Source organism: Nonomuraea sp. NPDC048901 (genome assembly GCF_040649695.1).
Taxonomy (GTDB): Bacteria; Actinomycetota; Actinomycetes; order Streptosporangiales; family Streptosporangiaceae; genus Nonomuraea.
Genome location: NZ_JBEZFW010000005.1, coordinates 96829 through 111838, shown reverse-complemented (window position 1 = coordinate 111838; position 15010 = coordinate 96829). Strand labels below are relative to the sequence as shown.

General features: G+C 69.9%; 14 protein-coding genes and 1 riboswitch. Of the genes, 5 read left to right on the top strand and 9 right to left on the bottom strand.

Annotation, left to right across the window (positions count from 1 at the left end):
- Positions 1 to 6 precede the first annotated feature (6 nt).
- Positions 7 to 2823 carry a CHAT domain-containing tetratricopeptide repeat protein gene (locus AB0C30_RS18140; protein WP_357944884.1) on the bottom strand — a complete coding sequence of 939 codons (2817 nt, stop codon included), beginning with the start codon at positions 2821 to 2823 and terminating at the stop codon, positions 7 to 9.
- 123 nt (positions 2824 to 2946) lie between these two features.
- On the opposite strand from AB0C30_RS18140, the gene AB0C30_RS18135 reads away from it, so the two are divergent.
- Positions 2947 to 5016, top strand: coding sequence for a hypothetical protein (locus AB0C30_RS18135; RefSeq protein ID WP_357944882.1), 2070 nt, complete (start codon positions 2947 to 2949; stop codon positions 5014 to 5016).
- A 54-nt stretch (positions 5017 to 5070) separates the two neighbouring features.
- Here the strand turns inward: AB0C30_RS18135 and AB0C30_RS18130 are convergent, their stop codons facing one another.
- Both AB0C30_RS18130 and AB0C30_RS18125 read right to left on the bottom strand, forming a co-directional pair.
- Positions 5071 to 6366 carry a sigma-70 family RNA polymerase sigma factor gene (locus tag AB0C30_RS18130; RefSeq protein ID WP_357944879.1) on the bottom strand — a complete coding sequence of 432 codons (1296 nt, stop codon included), beginning with the start codon at positions 6364 to 6366 and terminating at the stop codon, positions 5071 to 5073.
- Between the two features lie 86 nt (positions 6367 to 6452).
- Positions 6453 to 6800 carry a YciI family protein gene (locus AB0C30_RS18125; RefSeq protein ID WP_357944876.1) on the bottom strand — a complete coding sequence of 116 codons (348 nt, stop codon included), beginning with the start codon at positions 6798 to 6800 and terminating at the stop codon, positions 6453 to 6455.
- Between the two features lie 306 nt (positions 6801 to 7106).
- A riboswitch (cyclic di-AMP (ydaO/yuaA leader) is annotated at positions 7107 to 7248 on the top strand.
- A 186-nt stretch (positions 7249 to 7434) separates the two neighbouring features.
- On the opposite strand from AB0C30_RS18125, the gene AB0C30_RS18120 reads away from it, so the two are divergent.
- Complete coding sequence (locus AB0C30_RS18120) at positions 7435 to 7932, top strand: CHAP domain-containing protein (RefSeq protein ID WP_357944874.1); 498 nt, start codon at positions 7435 to 7437, stop codon at positions 7930 to 7932.
- An 81-nt stretch (positions 7933 to 8013) separates the two neighbouring features.
- Positions 8014 to 8643: a LysE family translocator gene (locus AB0C30_RS18115; RefSeq protein ID WP_357944871.1), complete on the top strand. Its 630-nt coding sequence runs from the start codon at positions 8014 to 8016 to the stop codon at positions 8641 to 8643.
- 193 nt (positions 8644 to 8836) lie between these two features.
- Here the strand turns inward: AB0C30_RS18115 and AB0C30_RS18110 are convergent, their stop codons facing one another.
- From AB0C30_RS18110 to AB0C30_RS18095, 4 genes are all read right to left on the bottom strand, one after another.
- A complete protein-coding gene (locus AB0C30_RS18110; RefSeq protein WP_357944868.1) occupies positions 8837 to 9715 on the bottom strand; it encodes a metallophosphoesterase in 879 nt (292 codons plus the stop codon).
- A gap of 71 nt (positions 9716 to 9786) precedes the next feature.
- On the bottom strand, positions 9787 to 10527 hold the full coding sequence (locus tag AB0C30_RS18105; RefSeq protein ID WP_357944865.1) for a methyltransferase domain-containing protein: 741 nt from the start codon (positions 10525 to 10527) through the stop codon (positions 9787 to 9789).
- 294 nt (positions 10528 to 10821) lie between these two features.
- Complete coding sequence (locus AB0C30_RS18100; protein WP_357944863.1) at positions 10822 to 11262, bottom strand: nuclear transport factor 2 family protein; 441 nt, start codon at positions 11260 to 11262, stop codon at positions 10822 to 10824.
- A gap of 57 nt (positions 11263 to 11319) precedes the next feature.
- Positions 11320 to 11802: a DUF3237 domain-containing protein gene (locus AB0C30_RS18095; RefSeq protein ID WP_357944861.1), complete on the bottom strand. Its 483-nt coding sequence runs from the start codon at positions 11800 to 11802 to the stop codon at positions 11320 to 11322.
- A gap of 152 nt (positions 11803 to 11954) precedes the next feature.
- Here AB0C30_RS18095 and AB0C30_RS18090 point away from each other — a divergent pair, with 152 nt between their 5' ends.
- The gene (locus AB0C30_RS18090; RefSeq protein ID WP_357944858.1) at positions 11955 to 12608 is read left to right on the top strand and encodes a helix-turn-helix domain-containing protein; all 654 of its coding nucleotides are present in this window, start codon (positions 11955 to 11957) and stop codon (positions 12606 to 12608) included.
- A 403-nt stretch (positions 12609 to 13011) separates the two neighbouring features.
- Here the strand turns inward: AB0C30_RS18090 and AB0C30_RS18085 are convergent, their stop codons facing one another.
- Positions 13012 to 13284: a type II toxin-antitoxin system RelE/ParE family toxin gene (locus tag AB0C30_RS18085; protein WP_357944855.1), complete on the bottom strand. Its 273-nt coding sequence runs from the start codon at positions 13282 to 13284 to the stop codon at positions 13012 to 13014.
- The gene (locus tag AB0C30_RS18080) at positions 13281 to 13568 is read right to left on the bottom strand and encodes a type II toxin-antitoxin system Phd/YefM family antitoxin (protein WP_357944853.1); all 288 of its coding nucleotides are present in this window, start codon (positions 13566 to 13568) and stop codon (positions 13281 to 13283) included. The genes AB0C30_RS18085 and AB0C30_RS18080 overlap by 4 nt, the downstream gene beginning before the upstream one ends.
- A gap of 501 nt (positions 13569 to 14069) precedes the next feature.
- Between AB0C30_RS18080 and AB0C30_RS18075 the strand changes: the two genes are divergently transcribed.
- Entirely contained in the window at positions 14070 to 14963 is an 894-nt protein-coding gene (locus AB0C30_RS18075) for a TIGR01777 family oxidoreductase (protein ID WP_357944850.1), read from the top strand.
- Positions 14964 to 15010: the final 47 nt, after the last annotated feature.

Here is a 15010-nt window from a genome sequence, read left to right as displayed (position 1 = left end):
CCGTGATCAGAGCCAGTCGCCGATCAGCGTGAACGGCGCCCAGTGGTACGGATCGGCGAACGCGGGCACGCCGAGGTCCGGTGCCGCCCCCGCGTCCGTGCCCGTGTCCATGACGAGCGTGGCCTGCAGCATGCCCACCTCCGCGCCCTGCCGCTGCTCCTCGTTCAGGTCGGGGCCGGCGACGAGGTCGCGGAACAGACTGGCCGCCGCGGAGTAGTCGCCCGCCGCCAGGCGCAGCCGCGCCTCCTCCAGCCGGACGGCGGCCAGCGCCCTGGGGTCGCCCGCCAGGCGCAGGCAGGCGCCACGCGCGTAGTCAAGGACGTCGGCGATCGTCCTGTCGCGCAGCCACAGCTGCGCCCTGCGCAGGGCCTCGGCCTTGGGCGAGCCGGCCCGCAACGCCGCGTAGAACTCGCCGAACAGCATGCTGGTCGACAGCTCGTCCACGCGCCACAGGGCGACCAGTGCCGAGGGCGCGCCCGCGTACAGCAGCGCCCTGGTCAGGCCGATCAGCTCGTCTCCTGGGCGGCTCTGGCTCATGCCGGTCTCGCAGGCCGCCAGCGTCACGAGGTCCACGTCGAGCCGGAGCCCGAGGATGTCCGCCGCGGTCAGTCTGCCGCCCGCGAGCTCGATCCCGGACCGCATCGGGTCCTCTCGGTCGAATACGCCGTGAGTCGCGAAGTGGACGATGTCCGGCGCCTGCCCGGGTTCGGCGAACCGGGCCAGCAGGCTCTCGCGGGAGGCATCGCCCGCCGCCAGCACTTCCTGGCCGCCGAGCGTCTGCGACACGGCCAGCGCCTGCTCCCTGGCGAAGGCCAGCGGATGCTCTTCGGGCGGCGCGGCGACGATGAGCGCGCTCGCGCGGCGGGCCTTCCGCTTGGCCTGGCAGTAGCGCAGCACAGAGGCCGACGGCACGAACACGACCGGGTTGCGCTCGATCAGCGGGACGCCCTCGACGAGCACGGCCTGCAGGGGCAGCAGGTGAAGGGAGTCGTGCGGCACCAGGTAGACCACGTCCCCCGGCTCGGCCCACTCGGCCACCGGCGCGAGCAGCCGCACCAGTCGCTCGTCCGCGAGGTGCGCGCCGAGGCCGGCCCTGTCGCGGGCCAGGGTGTCCCCGGCGGCCCCGGCCAGCTCGCGAAGCTCGGCTCGGGTCACGTCCACGGTGACGACCTGCGGCTCCGGCGCGTCGGCCGTCACGCCGAAGACGTACGTCTCGTGGTCGGTCACGTGGTACTCGGCCAGCACCAGACGAGCCATGGCCTCGGTCCCCTCTGGCCCGTCCTGTGAAGGGCCCGGAGTCAGCAGGGCGGTGATGCCGTTCCAGCCGAGGCGTTCTCCCCGGCGCATCGACACGTACTCGGGAGTCAGCTCGGCGAGCTGGTTTTCCAGTTGGTGCAGACGCGACAAGTTCTGCCTGTAGGCCGTCAGCAGCGCCGCGTCCGCCGATCCACCGGACCGCAAGCCCGCCTCCTGCGCACTCAGGAGGCGGCGGGTCTCGGCCTCCTCGGCGAGGATCGTCGCCGGTGCGCCGGGTGGTGCGGCCAGGGCGGTCCAGGCCAGCCTGCGTACGAGCTCCTGACCGCGCGCGGCGTCCGCCCATTCGAGTGCGCCCGCCCTGTCGCCCAGGTGGAGCGAGAGCCGCACCAGCATGCCGGGGGCGTCGAGACGGGACTCGCTGAAGTAGGTGACGGCGTCCGCCTCGTCGAGCAGCGCCCCCCTGGCGTCCCCCATCGCCTCCGCCGCGGCCAGGTAGGCCACGCGCGCCTGCGCGTAGTCCTCCTCCAGCATGCTGATCTCCGCCAGCAGGACGCGCGTCTGATAGACGGTGTGCGGGTCGGCGAGCGTCTCGGCCTCCCGCAGTGCCTCCTGCAGGTGGTGGCGCGCGAGAGGGAGGTCGTCCTGGTCGCGCGCCAGCACTCCCAGGTCGCAGAGGGTGGCCACGACCGCGCGCCGGTAGCCCGCCCCGCGTTGGATGTCCAGCGCCCGTTCATGCACACGGCGGGCCTCGTCGTACTGGCGGGCGAGCTGGAACAGCGACGCTATGGCACCGAGGTCGTCGGATACGCCCAGTTCGGCGCCGATCTCCAAATTGATCGTCAGGGAGGTGGTGAAGCATTCCATGGCCTCGCGGTGCCGCCCGCCCGTGTCCAGCAAACGGCCCACGTTGTGCGTGGCGGCCGCCTCGCCTTCTCTGTCTCCCGCCGCGCGGTAGGCCTCGGCCGCCTGTCTGGCCAGCCGTTCCGCCGGTGCCGGTTCATTGAGCAGCTCGTGGACGAGGCCCAGAGTGAGCAGCGTGTGCCCGAGCAGCGCCGGGTCGGTGCAGTCGCGGGCCGCGGGCTCGATGCCGGCGAGGAGCCCGCGCGCCTCGGTGAGGCGCCCCTGGTCCTTGACCGCGACGGCGAGGTTGACGGCGGCGCGTACGGTGCCCTCGCGTGAACCGGCCCGCCTGAACAGGTCCACGGCCTTCCGGTGGGACTCCTCAGCCGCGCGGAGTTGCCCGAGGTCGCGCTGCATCAGGCCGAGGGTGTCCAGGGTGCTCGCGTACTGCTCCGCCGCCCCGGGGTCATGGCCCAGCAGCTCACAGGCCTGGACCAGCGCCCGCAACGCCTCCTGGCCGCGCCCCGCCTTCAGCAACGCCAGCCCGAGCCACTGCCGCAGCGCGGACCTGACGAGCGGATCGGCGCGCCTGCCGTCGGCGAGCCTGCACGCCTGCCGGTATTCGCGGGCCGCGTCCTGCGGCCGCCCGCGCGCCAGGCGCCGCCGCGCACGGGCAAGGTTGGGCGTCCAGGGGTCGCCGGTCCGGACACGCAAACGCCTTGGCATGGCCCTCCGCGCTGGTTTTTCCGCCGCCACGCAGAAGTTATCCCCACCGGATCGCTCTGAGAAGGGCGAGATACGCATTCGTGATCGGGCGTGAACAGCGGCGTTCGCGGGGAAATCCCTCCAGTGGGTGACAAGCGGGCGTTACCTGATCATGGCCTGCTGATCCGGCCGCCGGGGCGGGCCGACCGGGTGTCAGCGTGGGCACGGCGGGTCGCCTGCGTGACGCCTGCCGCGCTCGGCGTGTGGGCGGCGGCCCGCACGGGCGGGGGCGCCGCCTGGCTGCCCCTGCTGGCCGGGCTGCTGGTCAGCGGGCACGTGGCGGGCAGGATGACGGCCTGGCGCGGCCTGGTCCGCAAGCGGGCTCGGCTGCGGCGCTGGGGAGAGATCATCGTGCTCGCGGCCGGCACGCTGCTGGTCTTCTCCCCTGCCGGAGAGTGGCTGGCCTCGGCCTGGGCGACGACGGCCTGGGCCACGGCGTTCAACGGGGTGTTCCTGGTGGCCGCCGTGCTGCTGCTGCAGGTCGGGGTCGGCACCTTCCGTGCCGTGGCCAGGCCGCCGAAACCCTTGCGGGCCCCGCTGGCGCTCTGCTCGGTGCTGGCGACCGTGCTGCTGCGTTACGCGTGGACGCCGTTCCTGCTGGCGTACGTGGCGCACCCCGACCCCCGGCTGGCCGTGCCCGCGCTCGCCCTGTGCCTGGTGGAGACGGTCGAGACGCTCCACAGGATCGCTGTCGGCACTCCCCAGGCACAACACTCGGACGTACAGGTGATCACGGCCGTGAATCTCGGTGAGTGGCTCTACGACGGTTTCCTGACCCGCCGCCGCAGGCCCGACTACGCGTTGATCTCCGCGCTGCTGCTGGACGCGCGGCTCACCGTCGGCTCCGTGTCCGCCGAGGCGGCGCTGCGCCGTGTCGAGCTGGCCGAGCTCGCTTTGGACCTGGTCGACGAGGAGGTCGTGCCGCGGACCACCCGGCGGCTGGCACGGCACCAGGAGATCCAGCGCACCTGCTGTCTGTGGCTGCGGGCGGAGATCTACCAGTATCTCGGGCTGGAGGACGAGGTGCTGGCCACCTGGCGGGAGTGCGCCCGCCGCTTCTCCGCCCTGGGCCTGCCGCGGATGGCGGCCCAGGCCCGGCACACTGCCTGGAGCCGCCTGATCACCAGGCACGGTCTCGGCTCGGTGGACCTGGATCACGAGCTTCTCTCGCCGGATGACAGCCCGTACCTGCGTAGAAACGCGCTCTTGGGCCTGGCGGTGATCACGCAGCAGCGCGGCGACGAGGAGGGCGCACGCCGGCTGGAGGCGCGGGCCATGGCGATCCGCCGCAGCGGAATCCGGGAGCGGCTGGCCTGGGGACAGGAGCAGGCGCTCACGTTCAACACCCATCCCTTCGCGCTGCTGATGGGCGTGCGCGGGCACACGAACCTGGACAAGCAGCTGCGCTCGTGGCTGTCCCGGCGCACTCCCGCGCCCTTCCCCGCTTGGGGCAACCCCATCCGCGACCTCGCGCTGCGCGCCGACGATCTCGTGACTGAAGGCCGCCCCGCCGAGGCCGCCGCGCTCTTCACCGAAGCCGCGCTGCGCGCCCGCGCGGCCGGGCAGGTGACATGGGAGATGAACGCGCTGACGGGACTGTCCCAGCTCGCCAGGTCCGTGGGCGACATGGAGGTGGCCAGGGACAGCCTGCTTGAGGCGGTGCGCTCGGCGGAGGACGTGCGCGGGCGCGCCCTCAGCCCTGATCTGCGGATCAGCGCGGGCGGCTCGATCAGCGGCCTGTACGACCTGGGCGTGTGGCTGTTCGCCTCGGCCACGCCGCAGGCACTCGGGGACGGCGGCACCGCGGTCACCGCCTGGCAGTTCTCCGAGCTGGGCCGCTCCAGGGTCTTCCTCGAACTGCTCGGCGAGCGGCTGCCGCCGCCCGCCGAGGGATCCGCCGCCGAGCGTGAGGCGTATGACACCTATGTCCGGCTCCGTGACCTGTCGGACCTCGAGAGCCCCGGCGCGGCCCAGGCCGTGCGGAAGGCCCACGACGAGTGGCACGCGGCGTGCGCCGAACTCGCCGCGCAGGGCGGCGCCGCAGGCGAGTACGCCGCCCTCCGGCTCGGGCGCCCGATCGAGTACGACGAGCTGCGCCGCCTGCTGGGCACGGTCGGCGAGGTCGTGCCCGCGGACACGAACACCGATAAGTGAAGGCGGCATCAGCCGCGGTCAGGGATGACCGCGCCGTCGTTGTCGCGGGCCTCGTCATCGCCCAACCGGCCGAGGTAGTACGCCGAGACGTAGGACAAGCGAGGTCCTGCCCGGATCATGATCAGTTAGACGCCCGGTGAGGAAGGCCCGCTCAACCTCGTTGTCGGTCAGCTCCAGCGCCTGCCGGTACGCGGTCGCCGCCTCGTCCGTACGGCCGAGGCGCCGGAGCAGGTCCGCCTTGATCGCCGGCAGGTACTGGTACCGGGAGAGCCGGCCATCCTGCTCCAGCGCCTCGACCAGGGCCAGTGCGGTCGCCGGTCCTTTGGCCATCGACACGGGCACGGTCCGATTCAGCGCGACCACCGGTGAGGGCCAGAGGGCCAGCAGTCTGTCGTAGAGTGCCACGATCTGTGCCCAGTCCGTCTGCTCGTACGACGGTGCCTCGGCGTACAGGGAGGCGATCGCCGCCTGCAGCAGGTAGCGCCCGGCGCGGCCACCGCGCAGGCCGGCCACGATCAGCTCGTGCGCCTCGGCCAGCGCGCCGCGGTCCCACCGGGAGCGGTCCTGCTCCTCAAGGCGCAGCAGCCGGCCGTCAGCGTCCGTCCGGGTCGCGCGCCGGGCGTCGGTGACCACGAGCAGTGCCAGCAGCCCTCGTACCTCTGGCTCATCGGGCATGAGCTCTCGCAGCGCGCGGGCCAGGTGCAGCGCGCGGTCGGCCAGGTCGGCGCGCACGAGCGCGGGGCCCGAGGGGGCCGTGTGCCCGGCGGTGAACAGCAGGTGGAGCACGCCGAGTACGGCTGCCAGCCGGTCCGGCAGCTCCGCCGGGCGCGGCACCCGGTAGGGGATGCGGGCGACGGAGATCTTCTTCTTCGCCCGGGTGATGCGGGCGGCCATCGTCTGTTCCGACACCAGCAGTGCCCGGGCGATGTCCGGGGTCGGCAGCCCGCACACCAGCCGCAGCGTGAGCGCGAGCTGCGCCTCCTGCGCGAGCGCGGGATGACAGCAGGTGAAGATGAGCCGCAGCCGTTCGTCGGGTACGGCATCCTCCAGTTCCACCGCGTCCGCCTCATCACGGTCCGCCGGCCTGCGCGGAGCGAGCTCGTCGGACTCCACCAGCAGTGGCAGCTTCGACCGGAAGGTCCGCTCGCGGCGGATCGCGTCCATCGCCCGGCGCTTGGCCGCGGTGGTGAGCCACGCCGCGGGGTTGGCGGGGATACCGTCGCGTTCCCAGGCCGACAGTGCCGCGGCGTACGCCTCCTGTACGCACTCCTCGGCCAGGTCCAGGTCCTGCGCGACGCGCACGGTCGCGGCGAGCACGAAAGCCCACTCGCGCCGATGCGCGTCAGCCACCGCCTGACCCGCGTCCGCCCGTCCCGCCTCCGTTTGGCCCGCCTCCGTTTGGCTCGCGTCGGTTTGGCCCGCGTCCGCCGCGGCCGTCATCGGGCGGTGGGCGCGATGCCGCCCGCGACGGGGCGCACCTCGACGCCGCCACGGCCCCACTGGACGGCGGGGTTGCGACGCGCCAGGTCCAGGGCGGCGTCCAGGTCGGGGGCCTCGATGACGCAGACGCCGGCGATGACTTCCTTGGCGTCGATGAAGGGCCCGTCGGTGACCACGTCGCCGCGCAACGAGGTGGCGGTGTCGGCGGACCGCAGCGCGTAGGCCGCGATCATGGCGCCGGAGTCGACGAGGTCGTCGGCGTGCCGCTGGCTCGCCGCCTGCTGCTCGGGGGTGTAGTCGCCGGCTCCGGCGTTGTCGAAGATGAGGATCGCGTACTGGGGCATGAGGGTCTCCTTGGCCGTCTGTCCGGTCGGTACGCCTCTACGTCGGACGGGCGAGGCGAATTCGACAGACCGTACGCGAACCTTTTCCAGACGCGCCCTGGCGCGACTTCAACAAGACACCCCCGCTACTTGACGGATCGACGAGCCGGCCGGGCTGGGCATGGCGATTTCATGGCGATGGAATTACCCAGGTCAGGGGTGCGTTGTACCCATCTGTGCGCCTGGCCTAGACAGTGAGTATCCCTCTGGCCGCGCCGCCAAAGTCCGAGTACGGACGTCATACCCATCGCATGCATCACAGGCAATCACCTGTGACCGCTGAACCCGCCTGTGCGCGGGACCGGGGACCCATGTCTCGATCGGGGCTAATCGGCACGTCAACGTGCCGTAGGGCAGCTTCCACGCCCGAGCCCGTCAGCTAACCCGGTAAGCGGAATGGAAGCAAGGAGTAATCACCATTATCCGCACCCCCAAGATCAGCTATGCCAAGATCGCGCTCGGCGCGACCCTCACCGCCGCCGCCCTCGGCGCCCACACCGCGGCGAACGCCGCCACCGCCTCCACAGGGCACACCCCCACCGCGGCTCAGGCCGCCCCCGCCTCCGCGCAGGGCGGCAGGAACGGCGAGGCCCAGGTGAACGTCACCGCCCAGCAGGTCCTGAACCTGGCCAAGGCCCAGGTCGGCACGTCCGAGGACGCCAACGGCGGCGGCACCAAGTTCCAGAAGTGGTACATGAACTCGGCCCGCGCCGCCGAGACCGTCCAGCGTGACGGCGGCAGCAGGCAGGACTACCTGAACGCCGCCTGGTGCTCGATGTTCGTCTCCTGGGTCGGCGAGGAGACCGGCGCCCGCTCCCAGGTCGGCTGGGACGCCTACACCGTCGCCCACGCCAAGTGGTTCGCCGCCAACCAGCGCTGGGGCACCGTGGCCAAGCCCGGCGCCGTGGTCTTCTACTCCTGGAGCGGCAGCAAGGACCTGAGCTCCATCAGCCACGTCGGCTTCGTGGTCAAGGACAACGGCGACGGCACGATCTCCACGATCGAGGGCAACACCGGCAACGGCAAGGTCGAGCAGCGTGTCCGTCCCACCTCCCAGGTCGTCGGCTACGGCTACCCGCACTACGCCGCCTGACAGCTGGCCTGGCGCCTCTGGCACCCCCCGAGCGGCGTCCCCGAAGCGGTGCGCCGACACTGGAGGTGGAAAGATCATCGCATGCCGATCGATCCGCACCTGCTCGCCGTTTTCACGGCGACCACCATCGTCGCTCTGATCACCCCCGGACCCGACATGCTGTTCGTCCTGGGATGCGGTCTGCGGGGTGGGCCCCGCGCCGGGCTGCTGGCCACGGCCGGCGTGATCACGGGTGACGCGTTGTACGTCGCCGCGGCCGCCGCCGGGCTCGCCGTGCTGCTGACGACGTTCCCGGTCGTCTTCACGGTGCTACGGTTCGCCGGCGCCGCGTACCTGATCTACCTCGGCGTCCAGATGATCCGCAACCGCAAGAACGGCCAGGCCGACGATCCGGCCAGCCGCGGAATGTCCGGTCGGCGGGCCTTCCTCAACGGCGTGGTCTCCTCCATGGCCAATCCGCAGACGTTCACGTTCATGGTCGCCTTCCTGCCCCAGTTCATCGATCCCGCGGCGGGGCCGGTCTGGCTGCAGTTCGCCGTCCTCGGCGCCGTCCTGATCGTCCTGGAGTTCCTGGCCGACGCGACGGTCGGCGTGCTGGCCGGGCGGATCGGCGGCTGGCTGCGCGGCCGCCAGGCGGTGCGCCGCCGGATCGACGCCGCGACCGGGAGCGTGTTCATCGGTCTGGGCGTCACCCTCGCGGCCGAACGCTGACCGGCCGCGGCCCGGTCAGCGGAGGAACGCGGCTCGCCGCCTCGGTTTCCGACGGGCGACCCGTCTCGCCGGACGGGCTCGTCGGCGCGGTGTGGGGAGACGAGCCGCCGAATCGAGAAGTGCGGGTGCAGTGAGCGGCGGCTGCGCAAGCTCCCTGCGCGCCTGGTCGTCCATCTCCTGATCGCGCCGTGCTTCAGGAGTGGACTGCGATGAGTTCGGCGAGGTCCAACGCGTCCCCGCTGATACCGGCCAGCCAATCATCTTGTACGTACTCGAAGTCACCGGTTTCGGTGTCGAGCAGGCCGATGCTCCCAGCTGTCACCCGTTGTTCGGGGTTGATGGGCTCCGGCTCCCACTTGGTGGTCTTGGGCCGCACCAACTGGGCGAGCGCGTAGGAGGTCGTGCGGCCGTAGCGGCGGGGGCCGTTGGGGTGGTGGTAGTGGCCGCTGACGTGCAGGCGCGGGTGCAGGTGCTCGATGAGTGCGGTCAGCTTCGCCGAGCCCTGTACGTTCCCGCGCCGGTCGCGTGAGATCCCGTACGGGCCGTCATGAGTCACCAGGACGTCCACGTCACCCGGTCTGACCGCCATCAGCCGCGCGTACGCGCTCTCGTCCAGATCCATCTTCCCCGGAACCTCGATAAGCCCCAGGAACGCCACGCGCTGCCCGGCGACCTCAACCACGTTCCCGCAGGCGACATGGAGGTAGGCGCCGAGGGGATCCACCGGCACGACCTCGGCGCCCGCCGCGTCGTGCAAGGATGCCAGCCAGTCGTGATCCTCGTGGTTGCCGCTGACGAACAGCACACCGGGGACCCGCCCGAGAGCCGAGCGCACCCCCTCGGCGAAGGCCGGCGACGGATCGAGCAGCCGGAAGAAGTCCCCCTGAGCGGGATGATCCCGGCCGAACCGACGGCTGGCCTCGTCCCACCGATCGAACGACGGGTAGGCGCCCAGATCGCCGACCTGGATCACGGCGTCGAGCCGGAGCTCCCGTCGCTTCCGCAGCGCCACGACCGCACCCAGCGCGTGCAGCACACAACCATGGACATCACCCAAGAAAGCGATCTTCATCGCCTGCCGACCTTTCGCGAAAGCCATCCGGACATGGCCCAGCACCGGTCGAGCGGCGCAACGATGCGGTGTCAACCACCGGCCCTGAACCGGTGACTCACATCCCAGCGCTCCACCGCCATCTCGACGACCGAGCCAGGTCGAGCTTGACACCCTGGCCGGAAGAACGTCAACAACGGTGCGACGACCACCGCACCGGGAGCGGCCTGCTGGATCCAGGCGTACGGCACGGTGTGAATGCCACACGTGACGTGTACCCGGTCGTACGGTGCCCGGTCAGGGCAGCCGGCCGCGCCGTCACCGACGATCAGGTGCGGCTGCGCCCCGACCGCGGCCAAGGACTTGGCCGCCTGCTCACCGAGACCTTCATCAACCTCGATAGATGTCACGCTGCCGTCCTCGCCGACCAGATGTGACAGCAATGCGGCGGTCCAGCCCGTGCCGGTACCTCCTTCCAACACGCGGTGCCCAGGCCGGGGATTCAGCAGTCCGAGCAGGCCGACCACGGTACCGAGGGCTGAGCTGGAGCAGTTGTAGCGGCCTTCCGTGGCGCGGAGGGCGGTCGCGCCCTCGTCGAGTTGGGTCACGATGGCGGCCGGCCCGTAGACGGCCGCCCACCACGCGTCTGGATCGCTACGCCAATCGATGAGCACAGGCCCGTCATCGGCCAGAGCCAGCCCCACCGAGGGCACGAACAGGTGCCGCGGCACGGCTTTCAGCGCTTCCTCGAGGGTGCCGGTGACCGGCTCTCGATTACCGCTTATCGCGTTGATCTTGCCGCTGATGCGGTTGTCGAGGTCCGGCGGCGTCACCTCCGCTTCCCGCTGCTGTGTCGGCCATCTCCTGTGCCGCCCCCGTCCCCCTTGTTGTCCTCGTCCTTGGGCGGATCGAACTCCTCGTACGTGCGCTTGTCGCGCCCTCATGCTTGCCCACGCCCAACTCCTCACGCCCCGAACAAACAACCTCCGTAACTGTACGAATACCTAACGTGGCGAATATGTGGCGGTGCAGTCGGGAGTGCGGCACCCTGGCAAGCAGTGCCACCTGGTGACAAGGGCCGTGCGCGAGCGTCATCGGGTTGCGCAGGACCGCACCGGCCATTGGCGTCATGAATGACCCCTGGACCCGGCCGCTACGGCGGTCAGCGCTGCCTGCGCCTGAGGAAGATCGATGAAGGTGTCCTTGCGTTCGACGAGCCCGTTCTCGTCAAGCGTGACCACGTCGAGGCAGTCGAAGCGGATCGGCCGCCGGTTGCCGCCGGAGTCGGTGAGAACAGCGGTGAGAGCCCAGTCAAGAACCCAGTGCCGCTCACCAATGATGACCCGGTGGATGTCGAATCCCAGGTCAGGCCACTGGGCGAACAGCAAGGCGAAGCTGTCGCGGAGCGCGGATCGACCCTGAACCGGCTGCTCGCCGTTGTGCAGCCAGAACTGGGTTCCGGGCGAGTGCAGCGCGGCGATCGCGTCCACGTCGCGAGTGGCGAAAGTTGTGGCGTAGGTGTTGAAGAGTTCTCTGACGTTGTGCGCGGGCGATGCGGCGGTGGGCATGGCGCGCTGCCTCCTGTCACTAGGCTCACTGGGCTCACTCGGCGGGCTGATGGTTGGTCACTGGATGCGGTAGACGCGGTATTCGACGTGGTCGAGGGACAGCTCGTTGACGGCGATGGCGACGGTGGAGTTCAGCCACGAGTAGCGCTCCGCGCCGGTCTCGAACAGCGGCACGGATCGTGCGTGCATCTCGTTCCAGCCGATGGTCTCGCCGGCCAGTAGCCGGCCGATCGCCTCCTCCGACAGCGTGGCGCGGCCAGTGACGGTGACGAACACCAGCTCGTCGTCATGCGTGCGAATCGTCGCCCGGACGTCGAGGCGGGCGACACGGTCGGAGCCGACGGTGATCCAGTCACCGCCACCGGGCAGGAACTCGCCGCGCAGCCGCGGCCCCTCGACGGTTCCGCGGTCAACGACCGCGATCATGCGCATGGCCACCGGGGTGGAGAAGATCTGCATGGTCTGGAACCTGATGGCGAAGTCGCACAGGTGCTCGACCGTGACCATGGTGGCGGTGGGGTCGGTTTCGACGAGGGTCATACGGTCCTCCCAAGGCCAGGTCATGGAGCAGGTCCTGATCGTGCGACCTGCCGCGACAACACCTTCAGACGATCACTTGGAAAAGTCAAGTAGGTGCTCTGAAATTCAGATCAGAAACTTGGATGGACCGAGAAGTGGGGTAGGCTGCCCCCATGGCATCGCGGTCCTACGGCCATTACTGTGCGGTGGCCAAGACACTTGACGTGGTCGGCGAGCGGTGGACTCTGCTGGTCGTCCGTGAGCTGCTCGACGGGCCGAAACGCTACGTCGATCTACTCGCCGGGCTCGTAGGCATCTCCACCGACATGCTCGCCACCCGTCTGAAGGTCCTGGAGGAAGCCGGAATCATCAGTCGGCGCACGCTCCCCGCGCCGGCCGCGTCAAAGGTGTACGAGCTGACGCCGCTCGGCCGTGCCCTGCAACCGACGATGACCGAGCTCGCCCGGTTCGGCATTCATTTGCTCGGCGAGCAGGACGACGGCGCCGCCTTCCAAATTCACTGGATCACATCGTCCCTGCGGGCGATGTTCCGGCCCGAGCGGGTCCCGGCCACACCCCTCACTGTTGAGTTCAGAGTGGGCACCGAAGCCATGCACGCCCGCATCGCCGAAGGCGACCTACACACCTTCCCCGGCCACATCGACGATCCAGATGTGGTCCTGACCTTCGCCGATGCCACGACGCTCGCCGAGATGGGGCGCGATCCCGCCGCCGCACTCGCCGCGCTCTCCACGGGCCGCCTCCACGTGCAAGGAAGGCCCGACGCCATCCAGGCCACGAGAGAGCTCTTCGGGCTCAACCACTAGGACGGCCCAGTGCGCCTTCGGCTTCTGCGCCCCGGTCGGCCAACGTCGCCGCTCCCTCGCAGAGGGTCCTTCCACTCACGGATTTTGGCCGCTGGTCACCCATCTGAACCATGGCAAAGGGGCGAGCGCGCGGCCGACCACCGACCGACTGATCGCCAACTGGCTTGCGGCACATCCCGACCGAACGCTGAAGTGACTGCTGGACAGCGGCGCTGTACGATCCGGGCTCCTGTACGCCATCCACGGTGAGCCAGAATGGGCGAACAGGCGGCCCTGTTCTCGCGCGGCCTTCCCCGGCGGTTCCACAACCCTGACCTGCCCGCATCCCTGACCTATCTCATGTGGCGACGCGTGATCTCCGCCAGCCCCTGGCACCGACAGGTAGGGCGGGCAGCAGCGGGCTCTATGGGCGGTAGGCGTCGCGGCGGTGTTTGATGGACTGGATCGTCACAGTGTGTTTGTCTTCGTCGATGCGGTAGACCACACGGTAGGTCCCGCGCCGGGCAACATGCAGTCCCTCGTATGGCTCTTGCAGAGGCTTGCCGACGCGCCATGGTTCGCGAGCGACAGCGCCGGTGATCAACTCCCAGGCCGCGGCCGCTACAGTCTCGGGAAGGCCCGAGGCGAGCGCAGGGCGAGCCGGTGGGCTCAGGAGGATGGTGTAGCGGTCGCTCACGCGCCGGACTTGCCGAGGCGAGCCGCCAGGATGGCTGCCATCTCCTCCTCGGTGGTCACATCGCCGCGCGCCTCGGCGGCAGCGGCCTCGACCAGGTCGGCGCGCATTTCCGGGTCAGCGAGAATCTCGAGTGTCTCCTGCAGGGACTCCCACTCGGCCACGGACGCGATAACGGCATGCGGCCGCCCGTTCCGGGTGAGTGTGAAGTGATCATGCTCGCGCGCGGCCCGGTCGGCAAGCTCGGTCAGCCGGTCCTTGGCTTCGCTGATCGGAATGACCTCCATGGATCCATGATCGCTCCATGGCTGGGATATCGGCCAAGATTTCGGCTAGCTACCGATGCGCTGCACTGATCGGTTGGTGCGCTCACGACCTTGCACCAAGTGGCGATGCCGGGGCTGCGCCGAGAACCGCCGCCGCGCCGATCAGCTTCTCTCCTGCGGACGGCACCAAAGCAGCGGTCGTGTCTTTGTCGTCGTCTCCAATGACGTCCCTTTCCCGTCTGTCCGGTACGTCCCGTGCGATCGCCCGTTGCCTTGGGCTCGGCCAAGGGCATCACCAGCGCCATCTGGACAACAATCGAAGCCGTGGGCGAAGCGCGCGGCGGAGCCGCGCCCCAGGGAGACGCCCGAGCGAAGCGAGGACCGACGCGGGGGCGGGCGCCAGCCCGCCTGACAGGGCGAGCGAGCGAAGCGAGCACCTTCGATCGGGGTGGGCATCAGACGGCCAACACTCCAGACGGGTAACGGTGGGTGGCGGGAGGGCTCCGGCGTAGTGTGGGAGGTATGACGATCATCGTTACGGGGGCGTCCGGGCTGCTCGGGGGGCCCTTGGTGGAGGCGCTCAAAGGGCAGGGGCGGCGGGTTGTCAGGATGGTGCGGCGGCCTCCCGAGAGCGATGAGGAGGCCTACTGGGAGCCTCGGGACGATGTGATCGATCTTTCGGTGCTCGAAGGGGCCGAAGGCGTCGTACATCTGGCCGGAGCGCCCATCGCCGACCGGCGCTGGAGCGAGTCGTACAAGCGCGAGCTGGTGCGGAGCCGGGTCGACGGGACTCGGGTGCTCGTCGACGCGTTGCGGCAGTTGTCCCGGCCGCCTGAGGTGCTCGTGTCGGCCTCCGGGGTGGACTTCTACGGTGACACCGGGGATCGGGTCATCGATGAGTCCCAGGGGAAGGGCACCGGGTTTCTGGCTGATCTGTGCGAGCTCTGGGAAGGTGCCGCCAAGCCCGCCGAGGAGGTCGGCATCCGGGCCGCGCAATTGCGTACCGGGCTCGTATTGAGTGGGCGTGGTGGGGCGCTTGGGCGGATGCTGCCCATCTTCAAGATGGGGCTCGGCGCGCCGCTCGGGAGTGGGAAGCAGTACTGGTCCTGGATATCCGAGGACGACTGGGTTCAGGCCGTACTACATATCCTGAAAAATCGGGAATTGGTGGGGGCGGTTAATCTGACTTCGCCCAATCCCGTGAGCAATGCGGAGTTCACCACCACGCTCGGGAAAGCCCTGCGTAAGGGCACTGTACCGATGCCTGTCCCGGCCTTCGCGCTGAGCATCGGCCTGGGAGAGTTCGCGCGGGAAGGGCTGTTGCCCAGCCACCGGATTCTGCCGGGGAAACTGTCCGGCAGCGGCTACGGATTCACCCATAGCCACCTCGACGAGGCCTTGAGCGACATAATCTAGCGCCATAATCTAGGGTGCTGTTCATCCTTTACCACGCGGGAGATACC